The 20,748-nt window shown below is 44.7% G+C and carries 16 protein-coding genes; 8 read left to right on the forward strand and 8 right to left on the reverse strand.

What is annotated here, in order from left to right:
* Window positions 1-235: 235 nt before the first annotated feature.
* The gene (locus tag WJM94_RS08040) at window positions 236-1,879 is read left to right on the forward strand and encodes a methyl-accepting chemotaxis protein (protein WP_444493728.1); all 1,644 of its coding nucleotides are present in this window, start codon (window positions 236-238) and stop codon (window positions 1,877-1,879) included.
* Between the two features lie 173 nt (window positions 1,880-2,052).
* On the opposite strand, the gene WJM94_RS08045 is transcribed toward WJM94_RS08040, so the two are convergent.
* Window positions 2,053-3,396, reverse strand: coding sequence for a DEAD/DEAH box helicase (locus tag WJM94_RS08045; protein WP_444493729.1), 1,344 nt, complete (start codon window positions 3,394-3,396; stop codon window positions 2,053-2,055).
* Between the two features lie 545 nt (window positions 3,397-3,941).
* Here WJM94_RS08045 and WJM94_RS08050 point away from each other — a divergent pair.
* Window positions 3,942-4,187 carry an Lpp/OprI family alanine-zipper lipoprotein gene (locus WJM94_RS08050; protein ID WP_444493730.1) on the forward strand — a complete coding sequence of 82 codons (246 nt, stop codon included), beginning with the start codon at window positions 3,942-3,944 and terminating at the stop codon, window positions 4,185-4,187.
* Between the two features lie 21 nt (window positions 4,188-4,208).
* On the opposite strand, the gene WJM94_RS08055 is transcribed toward WJM94_RS08050, so the two are convergent.
* The 4 genes from WJM94_RS08055 to WJM94_RS08070 are packed head-to-tail and all read right to left on the reverse strand — an operon-like array spanning window position 4,209 to window position 8,322.
* On the reverse strand, window positions 4,209-5,135 hold the full coding sequence (locus WJM94_RS08055; protein WP_444493731.1) for a L,D-transpeptidase family protein: 927 nt from the start codon (window positions 5,133-5,135) through the stop codon (window positions 4,209-4,211).
* Between the two features lie 6 nt (window positions 5,136-5,141).
* Window positions 5,142-6,557: a deoxyribodipyrimidine photo-lyase gene (gene phrB, locus WJM94_RS08060; RefSeq protein WP_444493732.1), complete on the reverse strand. Its 1,416-nt coding sequence runs from the start codon at window positions 6,555-6,557 to the stop codon at window positions 5,142-5,144.
* Between the two features lie 9 nt (window positions 6,558-6,566).
* Complete coding sequence (locus WJM94_RS08065) at window positions 6,567-7,382, reverse strand: MerR family transcriptional regulator (protein WP_444493733.1); 816 nt, start codon at window positions 7,380-7,382, stop codon at window positions 6,567-6,569.
* On the reverse strand, window positions 7,372-8,322 hold the full coding sequence (locus tag WJM94_RS08070; RefSeq protein WP_444493734.1) for a YbgA family protein: 951 nt from the start codon (window positions 8,320-8,322) through the stop codon (window positions 7,372-7,374). The genes WJM94_RS08065 and WJM94_RS08070 overlap by 11 nt, the downstream gene beginning before the upstream one ends.
* Window positions 8,323-8,720: 398 nt before the next feature.
* Between WJM94_RS08070 and deoD the strand changes: the two genes are divergently transcribed.
* Together deoD and WJM94_RS08080 are read left to right on the forward strand one after the other, a co-directional pair.
* On the forward strand, window positions 8,721-9,431 hold the full coding sequence (gene deoD / locus WJM94_RS08075) for a purine-nucleoside phosphorylase (RefSeq protein WP_444493735.1): 711 nt from the start codon (window positions 8,721-8,723) through the stop codon (window positions 9,429-9,431).
* 57 nt (window positions 9,432-9,488) lie between these two features.
* Window positions 9,489-10,997: a transposase gene (locus WJM94_RS08080; RefSeq protein ID WP_444493736.1), complete on the forward strand. Its 1,509-nt coding sequence runs from the start codon at window positions 9,489-9,491 to the stop codon at window positions 10,995-10,997.
* A 107-nt stretch (window positions 10,998-11,104) separates the two neighbouring features.
* On the opposite strand, the gene WJM94_RS08085 is transcribed toward WJM94_RS08080, so the two are convergent.
* Both WJM94_RS08085 and hisC read right to left on the reverse strand, forming a co-directional pair.
* Window positions 11,105-11,878, reverse strand: a complete 774-nt coding sequence (locus WJM94_RS08085) for an ABC transporter substrate-binding protein (RefSeq protein ID WP_444493737.1) — start codon at window positions 11,876-11,878, stop codon at window positions 11,105-11,107.
* A gap of 21 nt (window positions 11,879-11,899) precedes the next feature.
* Window positions 11,900-12,991, reverse strand: coding sequence for a histidinol-phosphate transaminase (gene hisC / locus WJM94_RS08090; protein WP_444493913.1), 1,092 nt, complete (start codon window positions 12,989-12,991; stop codon window positions 11,900-11,902).
* Window positions 12,992-13,140: 149 nt separating this feature from the next.
* On the opposite strand from hisC, the gene WJM94_RS08095 reads away from it, so the two are divergent.
* A complete protein-coding gene (locus WJM94_RS08095) occupies window positions 13,141-14,043 on the forward strand; it encodes a LysR family transcriptional regulator (protein ID WP_444493738.1) in 903 nt (300 codons plus the stop codon).
* 145 nt (window positions 14,044-14,188) lie between these two features.
* On the opposite strand, the gene WJM94_RS08100 is transcribed toward WJM94_RS08095, so the two are convergent.
* On the reverse strand, window positions 14,189-15,193 hold the full coding sequence (locus tag WJM94_RS08100) for a M20 family metallopeptidase (protein WP_444493739.1): 1,005 nt from the start codon (window positions 15,191-15,193) through the stop codon (window positions 14,189-14,191).
* A 316-nt stretch (window positions 15,194-15,509) separates the two neighbouring features.
* On the opposite strand from WJM94_RS08100, the gene WJM94_RS08105 reads away from it, so the two are divergent.
* Genes WJM94_RS08105 through WJM94_RS08115 form a run of 3 tightly spaced genes read left to right on the forward strand, consistent with a single transcriptional unit; the run spans window position 15,510 to window position 20,625 of the window.
* Entirely contained in the window at window positions 15,510-16,508 is a 999-nt protein-coding gene (locus WJM94_RS08105; RefSeq protein WP_444493740.1) for an ATP-grasp domain-containing protein, read from the forward strand.
* The gene (locus WJM94_RS08110; RefSeq protein ID WP_444493741.1) at window positions 16,505-17,947 is read left to right on the forward strand and encodes an ATP-grasp domain-containing protein; all 1,443 of its coding nucleotides are present in this window, start codon (window positions 16,505-16,507) and stop codon (window positions 17,945-17,947) included. Before WJM94_RS08105 ends, WJM94_RS08110 begins: the two co-directional genes overlap by 4 nt.
* A gap of 14 nt (window positions 17,948-17,961) precedes the next feature.
* Window positions 17,962-20,625 carry a M14 family zinc carboxypeptidase gene (locus WJM94_RS08115; RefSeq protein ID WP_444493742.1) on the forward strand — a complete coding sequence of 888 codons (2,664 nt, stop codon included), beginning with the start codon at window positions 17,962-17,964 and terminating at the stop codon, window positions 20,623-20,625.
* Window positions 20,626-20,748 lie beyond the last annotated feature (123 nt).

Raw genomic sequence — 20,748 nt, forward strand, 5'->3', positions numbered from 1 at the left:
CTATGACACATTGCAATCTCTGGCTGTTAATTCAGCAATATATCTGACTCCATAATTTATCCTCTTTTCTCTTCTACTATGTCCCAATTCAACAACGCAAAATCGCAATCGAGTCCAACGTATAACAATTAGTTATAGTCATAATAAAACTAATCCATTGATATTAAACACAAAATAACTACAATTTATCGATTAATAATAAAATACAAATTAATCAATCAGTTTGAGGTCAATTATGCGTCAATTTTTTAGTGCGCTGTCGATTAAGCTACAGGTATTTTTGCCTGTGTTGTTTACTGTCGTGTTACTCGTTATCGGGTTAAGTGTTGGAATAAATAAGTTAGATCAAGCATTTAATAAGGTTTCGACATCCACTCACAGTCTGGTCGTTCATAAAGATGAACTCAGTGCTGTAGTCGATAACACCTATGCGATGCGCATCAAAGCCATCTACAGTCTGTTTCAAGCAGAAGATGTGCAGACTCTTAATCAAGAGTTATCCAAACGACAAACAGAAAACCGCGAGTTCTTAGATTCCATTAATGATCTGTCTGGTGTACAGGCTGAAGTAGACGCCATGCGTGAAGCAATGAACTACTATGTTGATTTCACACGATCAACTATTACGCCATTACTCAGCCAAAAACACGCCTTGGAGTACAATACTTCTGACTTCGACCAGAAGTTTGCAGCCGCGATGGAGCAATATAGAATCGCGGGTGAGGCGATGATCACCGCCATCGATGACCTATCCGAAAAACTCAATCAGACAGTGATAGATGACGTTGAAGCTAACGGAAAAGAGCACTCCGATACCCTGACTCATAGTGCTGTTTCAATCGCGGTTATATTGATAATAGCGTCATTGATTAGCTGGGTTTTAGCGAACTATATTGTTACACCAATTCGTAATCTCCAGCTCACCATGCGAGAAGTGGCTAAAGGAAACCTATCAGTCAAAGCAGAAGAGTTCGGGAAAAACGAAGTATCACAACTCTCTCATGACGTGAATCAGACCATCGAACAGCTACGTAAAACGATGGGCTCACTAGTACGAATTAGTGAAGATGTTGCTTCCGCCTCGACCGAACTTGCGACGGTCATGACACAAAGTACTGTCAATTCAGATCAAGAAAAGCTCGAAGTGGAACAAGTCGCATCGGCTATCAACCAGTTAGAGTCAGCCGCAACTGAAGTTTCCAGCAACGCACAATTGGCTGACAGAGCTTCCACTGAGGCAAGCAGACTAACATCTCAAAGTTTAAGCATGTTTGAAGACAGCACCCGAGCAAGCGCGAAAATGGCTGACCAACTGAATGCGGCCGCAGTGGTAGTTACTTCGCTAAAAGAGCAGTCAGAACAGATTGGACGCGTTATTGAGGTGATTGAAGGTATTTCTGAACAGACGAATCTGCTGGCACTCAACGCAGCAATTGAAGCAGCGCGCGCTGGCGAAAGTGGTCGCGGGTTTGCAGTGGTGGCCGATGAAGTGCGTATGCTAGCCGCGAGAACGCAGGAATCGACGAAAGAGATTCAGGTTATCATTGAAGAACTTCAGCAACAGTCAGGCACTGCGAACGAAAGTATGCATTCTAGCTTGGCAATGTTGCAGGACAATCAAGCGATGGCCGAAGAAGTCAGTCTCTCACTTAGTAACATCAGTAATGCGATTTCAGATTTAAATGCAATTAATGCACAAGTAGCAACCGCCTCTGAAGAACAGAAACAGGTCACGACTGACATCAATAACAACCTATCTAACATCTACGAATTAGTGAGCCAAAACGTCGCTGGTATTACGCAGTCCGCTGCGGCGGCTCAAGAACTTTCTGGCTTGGCTGAAAAACAACAGCAAGAGCTCAAGCAGTTCCACATTTAGGGCTTATACCCAGATAAACGTTACATTCCAGATGCCCATAACGTTTGAACTGACCCGTCCTGATATGGGTTGGAAAGTGTCAACCTTATTTAGGACGGTACAAACATCATGAAAAAAGCTCCGCATTTGCGGAGCTTTTTAATTTGAGCTATTTCAGTATCAACGACCAGCAATCAATCTTCTGAGCTTGGTTCAACTGGCTTCTTCTTAGGAATGAAAACGTCGTCACCCACAGACACGTTTTTGTAGAAGCTCTTGTCACGCTTAACTGGTGCCTTCGCTGCTTTCTTCGCTTGAGGACGCGCTTTCTTCGCTGCAACGTTCTTGTTACGGAAATCCGGTTTGCGTGGTTTCAGGCCTTTGAACTTACCTTTAAGATCTTCGAATTCAGAGAAAGCCAGGTCTTGTTGTAAGTAAGCTTCTACACGTTTAAAGCTATCCCAGTCCTTTGGACCAACAAGTGAAACCGCATCACCCTTGTTTCCAGCACGGCCTGTTCGACCCACCCGGTGAACGTATTCTTCTGTGTGCTTAGGCATGTCAAAGTTAATCACGTGAGTCACTGTCGCAATGTCCAAACCACGAGAAGCAACATCCGTGGTTACAAGGATCTTAAACACCGCTCGCTCAAACTGGCTCATGATGGTGTTACGTTGAGTCTGGTTTAAGTTCCCGCTAAGCGCTACCGCCTTGAGTTTTTTCTCGTTCAGTTTTGTCGTCAGGCGTTCGGTATCATCACGAGTCGCCGTAAAGATAATCACCTGACGGTAGTCTGCTTCTGATAGCACACGTTCAAGAATCGCTTCTTTATGATCAAGGTGATCGCACAAGTAGAACTTCTGTGTGATGTCTTTGTGTTCTTCGTTAGATACGCCGATAGCAATACGTTTTGGTGCGTTTAGCATTTCTGCCGCAATCTCATTTACTTCCGCATGATCCAAGGTTGCAGAGAACATCAACGTCTGACGACGACGGTGTTTAGCCGCGTTGTGAATACGACGTAGTTCAGGCGCAAAACCAAGGTCTAGCATACGATCGGCTTCATCCAGGATTAGCGTTTCTAAACCATCAAGGTATAGAGAGCGGTGCTCTAAGTGGTCAGCTAAGCGCCCTGGTGTTGCCACAATGAATTTCGGGTAACGGCGCAGTGCTTTCACTTGATCGTTAAAGTTCTCACCGCCAAGAATCAGAGCAGCTTCGTAAGACAGGCCTGCAAGCATTGAACGAAGTTCACCGTATACCTGTTTAGCCAACTCTCGTGTTGGAGCCAAAATCACAGCTCGAGGGTCTTTCGCGGTAAACGATTTTGTCTTAAGTGATTTATGAAGCATTGGCAATACAAACGCCAGAGTCTTGCCTGAGCCAGTTTTCGAAGACGCTAATAGATCCTTGCCTGCAATCGCAACAGGAATCGCCTGCTGCTGAATGTCAGTCGCTTTTTTAAAATCGTAGTGTTTTAGGTTCTTCAATAATCGGTTGTCTAGGCCTAGATCTTTAAATTGCAAAGTATTCTCCAATAAATCAGTCAGTATAATTGCTCAGTGATGCCGTTTTCGCTCTAAATATGGCAAAAAATAAAAGCCCGATATAATAGCGCAAATCATAGGAGTATAGATAGAGATCACACAAACTAATTCTTGCAGAAAAAATAAAGTTACTTTTGAGACTGAAGCAACTTTAAAAACACACCGGCCATCTATGCCCTAAACTTAAAGGCGTCAATACATAGCTGCCGTGTCATTAGCCCAAATTGTTCTGATTTATCAAAGCGTATTACGGTTATTTGCGAGCAGAAGCTTCCATTTACGTCAATATCGTCTAAATTATTGATATCAGGAACGTGGCAAAAATACCTGCTATGAAGACGGTAGTGGAGTAAATGAAAGCAGAAGTGTTGTCTTTTGTTAGGCTCAGGTAAAAGTTAATGTCAGGTACTCCATGAAATTCTTGGATTTTTTTGACTTTTGCTACATCATGTACTGATACAATGTGTCCACATTTAACCTCGCTTCACAAAAAAAATAATGGAGCGGGACTTTCACTATAAGCAAGGAGTTCTTATATGAACAAAACGTTGATCGCAGCTGCAGCAGCTTCAGTACTTCTACTAGCAGGTTGTGCATCTTCTGATGATGCAACTTCAGCTAAACTAGACGATCTAAGTAATCAAGTTAGCCAACTAAGCCAAGACGTACAAGCTCTTCAATCTGACGTTCAAAAGTCAAATGACGCAGCAATGGCTGCTCAAGAAGAAGCTGCACGTGCTAATGAGCGTATCGATAACATCGCTCAATCTTACACTAAGTAATTCATAGTGTTATGCCGCGCCTCACGGCGCGGTTATTTCTACTGGAACGCCATTCTGCGCAGCAATAACTGCTTTAGCCTTCACATCTTTCATTCCAAATTCACTCAGCCACCAGCCTAACTCTTTCGGCAATTCTAGGTCGTCTTTCTTACCATTACTGCGAGTTAACGGCTCATGAGCTTCAATAAAGACACTTCGATCTGGTTCAAGTGCCACTTTAACCGGTTGGTTTATGACTCTCACTTGTTCACCGCGGCGAACTTGCTCAAACAGCCATTCGATATCACTTGGATCCATACGGATACAACCCGAACTTACGCGCATGCCTATCCCGAAATCTTTATTGGTACCGTGAATCAGATATTCGCCGTTTCCAAAGGCTAAGCGAAGCGCAAACATGCCGAGTGGGTTATCAGGCCCGGACGGAACGACCGCAGGCAGATCAATACCTTTCGCTCTGTACTCGGCACGGATTGAAGCAGGTGGTGTCCACGTAGGGTTAGGACGTTTTTGGCTAATACTTGTCGTCATCTCTGGTGTATCTCGTCCGATACGTCCAATACCAACTGGAAATACGTGTACTATCCCACCTTCTGACGGAAAGTAGTACAGACGTAACTCAGCCAAGTTAATGACAATACCTTGGTGCGGGACATCCGGCAGAATAAGCTGGGTTGGAACAGTAAGAACATGTCCGGCTTGAGGAAGGAAAGGATCTACACCTTTATTCGCCGCCATTAAAGCGAGCATACCAACATCATAGTGCTTAGCAATGTTAGCCATCGTTTCGCCGTCTTGCACCACGTGGTTCTCAATACGACCAATAAGACGACTGCTGTCTGTCGGCAACTCGTACATCTTAGCAAATGACAATCCACTAACTAATGACAACGATACTGATAACAGGGTTCGTTTCGCGATACTCATTGATCGCTTTTTGCTAAGCATTTCACTTTATTCCTTGGCACTTTTGAAGAGCCGTAAGGTTATCTCTCTTTCCACTTTGTGATCAACCACTGGAGTGTGATAATCCAGTAAAGAAAATCCCTCCCACGTCCATGGTTTGTGGATGAACTTGTTTGGCACACTCTTAATTTCCGGAACCCAATGACGCACAAAGGAACCATCTCCATCAAACTTTTCGCCTTGGCTGACTGAATTGAAAATTCGGAAGTAAGGCTGACCGTCACAACCGGTCGATGCAGACCATTGCCATCCCCCATTATTGGCCGCAAAATCACCATCGACAAGTTTGCTCATAAAGTAGACTTCACCCCATCGCCAATCAATGTGCAGATCTTTAGTCAAAAAGCTCGCCACTATCATACGTAAACGGTTATGCATCCAGCCAGTTTGATTAAGCTGACGCATGGCTGCATCAACGATAGGAAAACCTGTTGTGCCAGTTTTCCAACGCTCGAACGCTTGCTCGTCGTAAGACCACTGAATCTTTTCTTCCCAATCAATAAAGCCTTTTCCTTTCACCAGTTTTGGTTCGAAGACCAGCAAATGTTGGTAGAACTCACGCCAAATGATTTCGCTTAACCATGTTGCTTTTCCTTCAGACAAGTCCGGATGTGCACTCTCAGCAAACAACCGCGCAAGACACTGTCTTGGTGACAAAGCACCAATCGCTAAGTAAGGAGATAACTGGCTCGTTCCGGCTACCGAAGGAAAATCACGTTCATTACGATACTCATCACTACACTCACGAACGAACATTCTCAGCTGTTTCAGAATGTCATTCGTTGACGCAAACCAATGATCACTGGACTCTCGCGGATAACTGAATGTGAAACAGTCATCGAAGCACTTTCCCTCCAGAACTCGCAACACTTTGTTCGAAAGCTCTTCCTGAACCTGAGGTTTCGAGACTATAGGTATTTGGAACTTTTGCAACCAGGCTCTTTTAAAAGGGGTAAATACCTTAAAGTAGTCACCTTGCTTATTAAGAACGGTCGTTGGTGCGTGAACACACTTATCATGAAAGAGCTCAAAACTGATGCCAGATTGATTTAACGTCTGTGAAACTTGACGATCAAGTGCTTGCTCATTGACTTCATAATGAATATTCGCCATCACGCTGGTCACGTTCAATAATTCTGCCCAGCCACTAATCACATCAGTGCAGTCATCGAACTGTTCGACTTCAGCATACAGAAACGGAATATTGAGTTCGTGAAGTTCTCTGTTAAGGTGCTCTAACCGACGGGCGACGAGATCCGCTTGCATTGGAGCCATGTGATGCTCTCGCCACTGCTGCGGCGTTGCAATAAAACACGCGACAACAGGCTGCCCGGAATCCAGAGCCGCCTTTAGTGCTGTGTGGTCTAACGTTCTTAGATCACGTCGAAACCAGACCAGAACCATACTGACTCCTTAACTACTCTGCGTGTGGCCTAGGTGGAGTTTTTCGATCACCTCTGAGCACTGAATTTGATTCGGGAATTGAGTCTGTAACGCTTTTAACGCTTCTACTTGTTTGATTGGTAGTGCTTTGTTGGAGAACAGAAATACTTGCTGATAACGCTCAATTACCTCGTGTTCAATTAAGCCAGAAATGTCGTTTACTTTGTCAATTAAGGTGACGTGATATCCCAGTTCACAAAGCTTCGCCGCTTGAATCCAGCTTTCCGATTCCCGAAGCTGTTCAAAACTGACGAGCAAACACTTCCCTTTCGAGGCAGCCTTATTTTCAGAATCAATCACGAGTGCGAGTCGTTTAATAAGACAGGTTTGAAAGAGCCCCTTCTGCAAGGATCGAAGCGACCCTTTGACTAACTCCAATGCATCAAACACCGGATTAATAAATTGCTCAACGACTAAGTTAAAAGGATACTCCTTCATCACTGACGTCAAAACACTCTCTATCTTAGCGCTATTGAGTTGAGACAGTGCGGACAACAAGGTCTCAACTTCTTCTAATACGTACGGTTCCGAGCTGATTTCTACATCATCAGCTTTTCCCAGCAAGCCTTTTACTTTGCCGATAGCGATGCCTTTCACCAACCAGCTTTGTATTTCTCGAATCGTGTCAATATCCTGCTGGCGATATAAGCGATGACCTTTTTCTGTCCGTTGCGGTTGAATAAGGTTATATCTTCTCTGCCAAGCTCTCAGCGTGACGGGTTTTACGCCCGTCAACTCTGCGACATCTCTAATTGCGTACAGTTTTTCTTCTGAACTACAAGCCATAACGTAATCTCATCTCCTGCGGGTGCGGCTCTAAGTATTTTTGTTTTTGTAAATACTCGTCCGGATAAGTATTTAGATAGTGCTTAATCAGTGTTAGCGGAGCAAGCAACGGCAACAAACCGGTACGATAATCATGGATGACGGTCACCAGCTCTTCCTTTTCACCTTTATTCAAGGATCGTTTGAAATACCCTTGAAGATGCATCAGTACATTGGTGTTATTTTTGCGGCTGGCTCGGTTTGAGAGGGCTTTCATTAATCCTGAGCGATATGCTGCATAAAAGTCTTCAATGTTGTAACTTGCAACATCAGCCACCAAACGCCCCAATGAACGGTACGATTCAGGATGATGCGCCATTAGCGTTAATTTATAGCGGGAGTGGAAATCAATGATTTTGCCTCGGGTTGGTTCTCCTGACATTGACTCATAAAAGTCATTAAGGCAGTACACGCGAGTAATAAAGTTCTCTTTAAGAACCGGGTCATTCAGACGTCCATCTTCCTCAACCGGTAACCAGGGCATTTTCTGCATTAGTGTTTGAGTGTACAAACCTACCCCTTCTTTTGAAGCATTATGATTGCTGTACACTTTGACACGCTCCATACCACAGGTTGGCGATTTGGCACAGACGATGTAGCCACATAGATTCTGCTTCTCAAGCTCATCAACTTTGTTCTCAGAGTATGCCAACATGTTGTCAGTGTGGTCATTCTCAGGATTTTTTGTTTCCACCAGTGCCAGACGTTCTTCATTAGAGATCAAACGAATAGTAGGTCGAGGAACTGGCATACCAACACCGACCTCGGGGCAAACAGAAACAAAGTCGAAGTAATTACTGAGCTCTTTAGTCACGAAATTACTCACCTTATGACCAGAGTCGAAACGGACACGTTCACCTAAAACACAAGAACTGATACCTACTTTGATTGAAGATTCCATGATTACGCCATCCCTATACAAAAGGTTTTATTGTATAACTTATAGCAAGCTTGCTTAGGTTATACAAGAAATTAAATTGTACAATTTAATCGTTTTACACGCTCGAACTGCACTTAGATCACCGCGAATACAAAAAAGTAATGTCGCCTCAATCTTTGATTTTGCGTGCGACATCAACAAATCGCCTCCGAGCAAATCGATTGCCTTTCGGCTTTCAACATATTTCGTTATAATCATAAAGCTTGGTTTCTATAAGGGTTGTTTTTGTGACCAACCTCTCAAGGATGTAGCTTGCTCCCCGATATTATTGCCTCAACGAAAACGAACGAATTCAACAGAATTGGTAACAGCCATCTATACTAGATGCGTTTTATCAAACAAGACTTTGGAGAGCACTTATGGCAACCCCACACATCAACGCACAACCAGGTGATTTCGCTGAAACAGTTCTAATGCCTGGCGATCCTTTGCGAGCTAAGTACATTGCAGAAACGTTCCTGGAAGATGTGAAGCAAGTTTGTGATGTTCGAAACATGTTCGGCTTCACTGGCACTTACAAAGACAAGAAAGTATCTGTAATGGGTCACGGTATGGGTATCCCTTCATGCTGTATCTACGTACACGAGTTGATCGCTGAATACGGCGTGAAAAACGTTATCCGCGTAGGTAGCTGTGGCGCTGTACGTGACGATGTCAATCTGATGGACGTTGTGATCGGTATGGGTGCTTCTACTGACTCAAAAGTTAACCGTATCCGTTTTAACAACCACGACTTCGCGGCAATTGCTGACTACGACCTTTTAGAAGAAGCAGTAAAACAAGCACGCCTGCAAGAAGTACCAGTAAAAGTGGGTAACGTATTCTCAGCTGATCTGTTCTACACACCTGAAACCGACCTGTTCGCGAAGATGGAAAAACTAGGCATCCTAGGTGTAGATATGGAAGCGGCTGGTATCTACGGTGTCGCTGCAGACCTAGGTGCAAAAGCGCTGACTATCCTGACAGTTTCTGACCACATCATCCGTGGTGAAAAACTAAGCTCAGAAGAACGTCAAAAATCGTTCAACGACATGATGAAAGTTGCACTAGAAACCGCAATTAACATCTAATTAATCATTTGCAGCCGGTGCCTGACCGGCTGCCTGAATTACCCAGAGGGGGTGATCGTGTCTAACGGCGAACTGCCAAAAGATGCAGATGGGTTACAACTCAACTTTTGTAAAACATTGGCGTGTGACAACTTTGGATTGAGCGATGCAAAACGTTACGTTCTGCAACATGCTAACCCTAAGCGTCCAGCGATGGTTTGTCGTGAATGTGGAGCTTTCCCCCCTTTACTTAACAACCGCGATGTAGTGAACGAACTTCATCGTCTGCGGCACGTCCATAGTGACGGTTTGCCTGCCTGTCGTAATAATGAATGCGACAACTTTGGACTCTCTGTCCACACTCACAAACACCTATACCACGCTTTTGGTTACAGTGGCGATCGCCAACGTTACCGCTGCAAAGCGTGTCAAAGTACTTTCGTCGATAAATGGTCCGGTGCGAATAAAAAGCTTCAGTTCCAAGAGAACTTAATGGGTTTGCTGTTCACTGGTTATTCCGTGCGCGAAATCTGTCGTAAGCTCAGCATCAACCCTAAAACGTTTTACGATCACGTAGATCACATTGCTAGTCGCTGTCGCAGAAAACTTGCGACCATTGATGCTCGCTGGGTAAACCACGCTAATCATTATGAATTAGCATCGAATTACATCGCTCTGCAGCCAAAGAGTAATAATGGCGTATACTGGATTGTCTCCGGTGAAGCACATTCCGGTTATATTCTCTGTCAGCACGTGAACTACTCATCTGACGAAGAGCCGATTGGCACGGTTGATCATAACCCGTACGATCAGGTTTCTCGGTTTGTTTCTCAAGAATACACAGCAGAAGCCAGCGAACCACCAGCAGAGCCTTCAAGCAAGCTTCGTGAACGCATCGACCAGAAATATCAGACCATTTTGGCTCGGGCTAATGTCGAAGACCCGCTAGGGAATCTTTCTGTATTCCACTACCCGTCAAAAGGTGCACTCATTCGTCCACCTTACACGTCGTACGCTCATTATCTGCACGTACTTGATATGTGCGGGTCAAATAAGCACGTTGCTATTTACATGCCTCAAGATCCTCTCCTCCGTTCGGCAGCGTTGAGTGTCTGCTTGTCTCGCATTAAAAACAAAAGTGTCGATTTAATGTATGTGGAAGAAGATCCAGCCTGGGACATGAACTTACCATTTGGCAAAATTGATATTGCTTACATGAGTTGGTGGCGTGACCGTTGGGCTATCTCAAATCAAGGGACTATTTCAAATCAAGGGGATAGAAGTTCAAACCAAGGAGATAGAAGCAAAGGCATTTGTTACCTTGCTGGTAGTAACAATGAGCCGGAAAAATGGTTCAATGTCGCGACGACACGTCATGTACAGTTCTACCAGAATCGATTCCAGCTACTGTTTGAAGGCTTCATTAACGAACCACGTCGAAAATTAAGACCAGGTGGTATTTTACCACTTCTGGATATATTCAGAGCGTGGCATAACTTGTGCTATCAAGATAAAAAAGGCCTCACAGCAGCTCAAAGACTGGAAGTTACAGACGCGCCTTTGACGATTAAGCAGCTTCTATCCTAACTACTGACTGTTGTGATGTAGAAATTAAGAACCAACCAGTCAGGATCAGTGAGTACAAAAAAGCCTACCTTGCTGAGCGAGATAGGCTTAGTGTTTTTGATTGAAGCTTACAGCTCTTCGCCATAGATATCGAAGGAGAAGTATTTCGCAGCGATCTTATCGTAGGTGCCATTCGCGCGAATCGTCTTAATAGCTTGGTTAAACTTCTCTGCTAATTCTTTATCGTTTTGACGCAGTGCCAAAGCGGTACCCTCACCGATGTAGGCTTTATCAGTAACCGCTTCACCAACAAATTCATGGCCTTGGCCAATTTCTTTCTCCAGGAACGCCAAAGCAAGCTGATCTGAGTTACCAAAGGTAGCATCCAAACGACCGTTCGCCATATCCAGATACACTTCATCCTGACCTGAGTAGCGCTTGATTGTTGCAACTGAACCAAATTTATCTGTCACGTAAAGATCATGAATCGTACCGCTTTGCACACCAATCACTTTATCTTTTAAACCAGCTTCACTAATTTCAATATTGCTGCCTTCTTTAGCAACAAAACGCGCTGGAGTCTGGTAGTACTTATTAGTAAATAGTACGCGTTTTTTACGATCATCCGTAATACGCATTGAAGCCATAATCACGTCTGACTTACGTGCAAGCAAACTAGGAATCAGAGAATCCCATCCCTGTGAAACCCAGGTACATTCTAACTTTGCCTCTTGGCATAAGGCATCAGCAATTTCGATATCAAAACCGACTGGCGAACCGTTGGCATCCATGTAATTAAATGGTGGGTAAGTAAAGTCAGAAGCCAGACGAACTTCTTTCGCCATCAAAGGTGTGGATAGTAGTGCAGCGGTACAAGCTAATGCGCTCAGCATTTTCTTCATGTGTAATGTCCTTATTATATTTCAGTTGATGGTGTCAGTTGATTGCTCTAGTTGCAAGTTACATATAGTTTCCGCCACTTCCTGCATGCTCTTTTCCGATCCAATCGTGATTCGAACGCAATTCTGCAGGCTTGGCTCATGAGTTTGGTTACGAGTCACAATTCCTTGTTGACGCAAGTATTCAAAAAGATTGACGTGCGGTTTAGTGCGAATCAATACGAAGTTAGTCGCTGACGGATAAATGGTTTCTATCCAGTCCACATTTTTAATACGCTCTATAAAACTTTGACGAGATTCAATTAAGGTACGGGTATGCTCCACTACCTTTTTTAATCCTTCCGCGCTTAACGCTTGTAATACGATTTCCGCTGAACTATCAGGCATCGGATAAGGGGGAATAAGTTTACACACAAAATCCATTATCGATTGCTGGGCAATAATAAATCCGCATCGTACCGCTGCTAGTCCAAAAGCTTTGGACAAGGTGCGAATCACAACCAGATTCGGATAACGGTCAATTAGTTCAACCACGCTGTGGTCAATCTCAAATTCAATATATGCCTCGTCGACAACCACTATTGCGCTCTGTTGTGTTTGTTCCAATACATCAACGATCTTTTCGTAGCTCAGAAGCTGACCAGTTGGATTGTTTGGTGAACACAAAAACACGAGGTTAGCCTGTTCTGCTGCTTTTACAACGCTCTCAACGTCAAGGTCAAAGTTTGGCAGAAGTAGTGGGCTATCTATCACGTCAATAGCGAGTGACCCGGCACAAAACTCGTACATCGCATAGGTCGGAGTGCAAATAGCGATGCTGTCTTTTCCTGGTTGGCAAAAGGTACGGATAAGTAAATCGATCGCTTCGTCCGCGCCACGTACCGCTAGGATAGGTTGCGACGTAGAGCAATAAGCTTGATACGCAGCCGCAATGTCGTGAGGTAGAAAATCTGGATAGCGATGCAGTGGTGACTGGTGTTCTTTGTAAAGCAACGGCTCTTCAAGTTCGTTGGCGTTAAGCCATAATCTTCCTGACCCACCAATACGTCTTGCCGATTGATATGGTATTAACTTTTTTATGCTCTCAGGAGCTAACTTCTCAGCTAATGACATTATAATTATTATCCCAATATGAATACATAATCAGTTTTATCCGATTAAATTAAATTAAATTTCTTTATTGGTAATAAATTAGTCAAGAATCGCTTTCGGTTAAATCGAAATAAAGGCATACTAGCCATGCAAAAAAATCATGGATAGATGACATGCAAAGCAGACTTCCTTCGACAAAAAACCTACAAGCTTTTCTGGCCACAGCCCAGCACCTGAATTTCACTCATGCGGCAGAAGCCCTTAATATGACGCAGGGCGCGATAAGTCGTCAGATTCAGTCAATAGAGAGTTTGATGGGTGTCGCACTGTTTTATCGTCAGGCTCGAGGTTTAGCCTTAACTCCGGAAGGCGCAAAGTTTATTCCACTGGCAGAAGAGATCATCCTGCTCTTACAGTCCTCGATTCGAGAAGTGGTTGATAGTGCGAACCGAATCAAGCTAAACGCGCCTAGTTGTATTACTTCATGGCTGTTAGGTCACATCGCCAATTTTCAACAAGCCTACCCCGATGCAAACGTAGAACTGACCTCGACAACCAAACATCAGGCGATACCCAACTTTGATAGTTTCGACTTAGTCATCTCTTACGGGAAGCCTATTCGCAGTAAAACCATTGATCAGGTGTTGCTCTTCGATGAGATTTTGGCTCCAGTCTGCGCTCCACAGCTATGGGATACGATAGCTCCACAAGGTTCGGACAACGAGCTGGATGAATTGAACCTCCTCAAGCGCTGCACATGGCTTCACGCCAATACGGAGCAATCAGACTGGTCGATGTGGCTGGCATCGAGAGGTCATAGCAATATTCAGGGTAGAGGTAATCAAACCTTCGCCACATTGGATCAGGCGGTGAACGCGGCTCAACAAGGGTTTGGAATGGCGATAGGTGATATTACGCTGGCCGCACAAGACTTGAAGTCAAAGCGATTAATTCGGCCATTCGACAGCTATGTGGCCTCGGGCAATGGTTATCATCTGATTAACCCAACACAAGAAAACAATGTCATGGTTGGCAAATTAGTCGACTGGTTAGTCGAACAAAGCAGAGATACTTAATCATTGCGTCACAGTAGCTAATACCGTCTGAAACTTATTACTTCATTTCATGCGGTTCAGGCAACGATTCGAAGATCTCGCCCTAGCGGTGACACTGGGCGAGACCATTCTTGTTAACCATAAATGGCTATCGTAAATTTAATTCTCACACACTATAAAGCGTGAGGATTTTTGTCACTTCATCAATGCGGCGAGTAAAGCTCGTTTTTAATGCACGCTCATGGTGAGTATGATCGCCATCGCCAAACGGGCCAAAGCCATCTAAAGTAGCAACGCCCATTCCAGCGACGACATTAGCATCACTCACCCCACCACGCTGCTCGGTCAGTAACGAATACCCCAGCGCAGCTTCAATCTGTGCCAGAAACTCAGCTTGAGCAGCAGTTGGAGACATGACATCGCGCTGCAGGCCCCCGCTGAGTTCAGTTTTCACGCCGTTCACTTGAGGATGCTGAACTATGCTTTCAATACTTTCAAGTACACGCAATTGCTCTTCAAGCGAAGTAAATCTAGCCTCTACCGTAAGGTGGGCTTGTGGCGAGATGGTATTAGCGCCAATACCGCCTTCAATTTTACCGACATTTACCGTAGTACCTGCAGCTAAATCAGTTAATTCACTTAGCGTAATCATCATCTTAGCTGCGGCAAGGTTTGCGTCACATCCCTGTGCGTAGCAATTACCCGCATGGGCAGCTTTACCGATTAGATCAATATGGTAAGTCGCCACGCCTTTGCGACCAATCACCACTTCGTGGTTCTCACCTGCCGCTTCAAAATCAATACACGCTGCATAATTAGTCGAAAGTGCTTTAGTCAATTCACGGCTGTCATCACTGCCTATCTCTTCATCACTGACGAGCAGAAAGTCAACATTGCTGATCTCCCCTCTCTGTGCAAACACACTGCGCAGAGCTTGCAGAGCAACAAAGTTTCCACCTTTCATGTCACACACACCAGGGCCGTAGACCCAAGATTGATCTTGACTAAAACCTTCGAACGTCCCTGGTGCGAAAACCGTATCTAAATGGCCTAATAACAACAATTTTGGTGCATTTTCGCTACTATTAGTACTAAGTAGCAAATGATCCCCAATATGTTGACGCTGATAGCGCTCACAACCAAACCCCAATTCTCCCAGCCACTGTTCCATAAGTTGGCCTGTCTGATCTACTCCGGATTTGTTATGTGTCCAGGAGTTTATTTCTACCAATTGCTTCAAATCACCAAAGTCAAACATGCGTAAACGACCTTCCATGTGTCTAGAAGTTATAGCTTGTCCAGAGCCTATAACATTCGATTAATGTGTAATAAATATTCAATGAAAGGATGTAAACATATAGCCCTATTGTGACAAAGGCATTAATAAGCAAAGCAGAAGAAACAAACAATTAACATAAATCCCACCCCGAAATAGCGAGCTCAACTGGCTCAAATATGAAGGGAAATATCAAATAACGGAGCTATACATGACACGGAAACAAGTTGGCATTTGGATGTATGAAAATAGCGGTGGTAGCCAAATTCAGCAAAAAATGGTGGATCAACTGCGCGAACGCGAAATCGAGTCTGTTTGTGGTCTGAACCTTGCGCAAGCGAGCGCCAAAGACGGAACCGTTTTCTGTCAAGGCAAGGATCTGTCTGAACTGGAACTGTTTTTCTCTTACAACGCTGGAGAACAAACTCCCTACCAGGTTTACCTCTACCAAACGATCGACAGCATGATGCCGATGATCAACAACTACACGTCGTTTGCATTGACGGAAGACAAATTCCGTACCGCTCATAAACTTAAGCAAGCGGGGGTGAACACGACCGATTACGTCGTATGTAACCGCGACAACGTTGATCAGATTCGAGATCAGTTAATCGCATGGGGCGGCCAAGCCATTTGTAAACCCGTTGATGGTTGGGGTGGCAATGGCATCATCAAGCTCGAACAAGCGCGAGACATTGATCTGCTGGCGCCGTTTTTAAAAACTCACCCTAGTCATCAGTTTTATCTTGAACGTGTCATTCAAAACGATTTTTCTGATTATCGCGTTGATATTGTTGATGGTAAATTTGTCGCCTGCTACGGCCGCAAAGCAGCCGCAGGTAGCTGGAAAACCAATATTTCCAGCGGTGGCCATGTCATCCTACGTGAACCTTTGCCAGAAGTGGTTGGACTCGCTCAACAAGCTGCATTCGTAACCGGACTCGAAGTCGCTGGCGTTGATATTATTTATGACATTGAAAAACAACGTTATGTCGTTATTGAAGTCAACGGTATTCCTGCTTTTGCTACACCAGATCAAGAAGCCTTCGGCCTGAATTTCAATGATACAAAAATCAACTACATCGTGGATCTGATTGAACGCAACGTTAATCCGACCCAAAGTCAGTCTATCGCGGCAACTTTAGATACCAGCTTCATTCATTTAAATGCAAATCACTCTAACACTCAGCAGGTAGAAATCTCATTATGACATCTCATGGCTCCACTCGCCCCAAGCTTGGCTTGCTCTATCTAGATCACGTATTACGCTTTTTTGATCGTTCAAACTTCAAAGGTTGGCCCGATAAAATTGAACAAGTTGTTTATCATTGGGGAAATGACAAGCAGCGCTTTATTGATGAAATCAAACGCAAAAAGATCGACGTACTGGTCGGCAATATCCCTGCCACCGCGTACGAAACCTTCCGTGAGATCAGCCGCGCCTTGCCTGAAGTGCAATTTGTGCCGTCACTCGACAGCCAGTTTTGTAATAAATCGAAAGAGAATGTCACTCACTTTTGTCATAAACATTCCCTGCCGATCCCGCGTACTGAAATCTTTTATCAAGTCGATGAAGCACTGGATTATTTAAGCCATACCACTTATCCCAAAATTGTGAAGCGCTCATATGGTCCTTCCAATTATGGTGGCTATTTTGTGCACAAAGTGGACTCAGAAGCCGAAGCTTTACGCCTGTTTGCGCAAAAGCAATATTATCCCGCTTATATTCAAGACTTTGTACCAATGAAAGCCGACATTCGCGTAATGTTAGTGGGCCACCAACCAGTGTGTGCGTTTTGGCGCCGTCCACCGGAAGGAGAATGGCTCACCAATACCAGCCAGGGCGGCAGCATGGATTACCAAGCCGTACCAGAAAAGGTACTCGACCTTGCAGTGAAGGCATCTAAAGCAGCCAATGCTGAGTATTGGGCGTGTGATATCGCAGTCAGCATGGATGATGATTACACCATTTTAGAATGTGCCAGTGCATTTGCTGCTTTCCCTTACATCCGTGACTGGATCGGTCAATATCTGATGTGGTTATTGGCACCAGAGTGCTTTAAAAAGCCGTATTTCGCGCATCGGAACTGGGAAGAGTTGGGGAAAATTCATTCATCTTTGCTCCGCACTATGCGCCATCTAAGCTTTGGTGAAACCAGTATTTCTACCGATACAGGCGAATACGCGCCACACAACTCAGCTTATCCACTTGTTCGCACATACCAAGAAAATGGCGAAGAGTGGCCAAGTGAAGTCTGGAATCGACAGGGCTTACTCGCTCATCAGTTAATCGCTCCATCCGCACCGCAGATGTGTGAGCAATCTCGCCTTGAAGCGATTGATACTGGTATTGAAAGCTTAGACAGCCTTGATTCAGAAGCGCAAAGTGCAAGTGAACACTTACTTAATTCATCAGAGCGAAAGCCTATTGGTGCAATGAATCAAGCACAATTGGTAACGTTTTTCACTAGTATTAAAGGCATAGGCTTAGATCAAGCGAACAAAATCATCACTCATCTGGGCGTTGAGCAAACCTTAACCGCGCTAAATTCTGCCCCAAATCTGTTGATGACAGTCCCAGGGATTAAGCAGAAAAAATGCGATGCGATTAGTCTGCACTGGAATTTACACTGCAAAGCATTGGCTTGAGCAGAGGTAAACGAATGAAAAAACAATACCTTTGCTATGAGCAAACCCAAAAGTTTCTCGAGCAAGCGATGGCGAAGCACCCGGATTTGATCCGTCTCGAAAGTATTGGGGAGACCCATGAGGGACGGCCAATCCTACTGGCCACCATTTCTCAAAATGTGGCCTATGCTAACCTCAAGCCGGCACTGCTCTACACGGGTACCATCCATGCACGAGAATGGATAGGAAATGAGTTGGCTGTTAGCTTTATCCAATACTTGCTGGATAACCACCAAACCAATCCAGATGTAATTGAGGCATTAAGTCGCAATACCTTGTATATGGTGCCTTGCCTCAATCCTGATGGGTTTGAGTATTCGCATAAACACTTTTCTTTCTGGCGCAAAAATCGCCGTGACAATGGTGACGGCACTTTTGGCGTGGATTTAAACCGTAACTTTGGGGTGAATTTCCGCCATACCAGTCAAACCAGCTCTAATATTTATGGTGGTCCAGAAGCGTTTTCAGAGCCAGAAACCCGCGCGATCAAACATTTTGTCGAGCAGCATGACAATATCTGCATCGCGCTCGATTACCATTCACAAGGTAACGTGTTTTTCCCAGCGCATAAGTTTCACCACGAGGCCGAAATTGAAGGCACCGATCTTAATGTGTTGTGTGCCAATATGGCGCAGGAGATCTATAAGGTTACCAAGCGCCAATATGGTATCCACCGAGGTAAGCCACCAGCCAACTTAATCCACGGAAGCGGACGCGAGTGGTATTACAGCCGTGGCATTCTTGCGACGGTGGTGGAAGTGGGCAGCCGTAATATCCCAGATTACCTGATCAACATGTCGCAAAGTGTGGATGAAAACATCCCTGCGCTACTTTATGCCTTGCGCAGCACGATTAATTATTCGGATCTAGCTCCGAAAAGACCCGAGTATTTTTCGGTAAAACGCGTCGATGCCACCCAAGCAGAATTAGTGTGGCAAGAAGCGGATGATAGTGACGGCGGTTGTCACTATCAGGTTTACCGAAGTGAAAACCCAAAAGCTTCTTGTACCAAAGAAAATCTGATTGCTATCACTTCGCAAACCGAATTCACCGATAAGCAACTTAAAGCTGGTAAGCGATATTTTTATTACCTGCGCCGCGTAGATAAGTTCAAGAACATTGCCTCCCCTTTTGCGCCAGAAATCCGCATCAAAACGCCGCTGGATAAAGCCGATTGTTCCTTTACGTTGTTCCCGACACCAGAAAAAATAGGCTATGTTGGCGAGCTCACCAAGAGCAATAGCGAACATTTTGGTCATAATTCTCTGTTTGTTGGCGTAAATAGCACCAAAGGCATTTGCTATGGCGTGATCGATTATGATCTCAGCCGCTTGTCGGAAGACTCGCATATTAGTTTGGCTGAGTTTTCACTTTACCCAATGAACCGCGTTGGCGCTAAAATTGAAAATTATGGCGAGTGGTCGGTGTCAATCCTCAACCCTGCTGACATCACCGACATCAGCAACTTTGAGCAAATTCACCAAGCCACTCCAATCCAAACCTTGGGAGAGACCATAGATTCCGATCGTTTAACACAAGGCATTTGGCATAGTTGGCAATTTAGTGCGATAGAAAAGCGCATCCTTGAAGAGCAGTTAAAACGTGGGCGTTTGCTACTGCGCATTCAAGGCCCTGATAAATTACCCCTCGGTAATGACTCTCAAATGATGCAATTTGATATTGGATATGGCCGCTTTGGCGGTGGTATTCACTATCGCCCAAGCTTGTATGTGATTTACCGACGTAAAACCACCACGCTCCAGTTGTCTGCGGCTCAATGCCAAACCTTCCAACACAGTGAATTGATCGATAATCGACTTACTACTGGCTATGACAGCCATGGTAACGCTGAAATTGGTCAAATGGTGTTTGAGCTACCGCAACTAACCAATCCAAAAGAGCTGGTGATCACCGAAGCAGCCATCATCCTTGATATGGAGAGCTCGCATGGCTTGAATCACTCGATGCGCTTTAGTGTGGCTCTGGTGGACAGTGAGACTGAGCTTGATGATTTGCCACAAGATTTTTCTCAATTGGAATACGTAGGCTACGAAGTGAGTTCACAAGATCTCAACCGTAACCCACGCCAGACCTTCCTATTTGATAGCTCAGCGCGTCAATATGTTGAAGACTTGCACGACCAGGGGCGTTCAATTCGTCTGATCATCATCCCTACGTCAGAATCCGACACCATGGATAGCCGTGTGACGTGGAAAACTCAGGTTAATGATGAATCAGTCACCCCAACACTGATGCTCACCTATGTCGAACGACGTAAAGAAGCATTAGCCGCACCAACCAATCTGCAAGCCAATGTGGAAAATGGCGTTGTCAAACTCACTTGGGATAACCCGGATCACCCAGTTTGGGTTGGCAGCTATGTCGTACGTAACAGCTTCCACCCACCCAGAAACTCACTGGATGGTGTAAAACTTTACGCCGGTAAAGACGATTTCACTTACGATCGCTTTGGCAACGCCAACCTCGCCAAATACTACTCAGTATTCAGCTACGATGACGTACCAAACTACTCGTTACCCACGACAGTCAGCTACACCAGCAAAGAAGTCACTGAAGTTATTCATCAAGAGTTTGAAGCTCAGGATGAAGTGGAACAACGCTACCGTGACGGGGATTAGCACTCGCGTTTTCAGAGCATTTACAGTGTAAAAAAACAATGCCGCAACTGCGTTTGCGGCATTGTTCAACTATCTACACAGCATTCGTGATTCATGTATAAAATCGGCAACGACTTCACCAAT

Source organism: Vibrio sp. YIC-376, assembly GCF_052353105.1.
Taxonomy (GTDB): domain Bacteria; phylum Pseudomonadota; class Gammaproteobacteria; order Enterobacterales; family Vibrionaceae; genus Vibrio.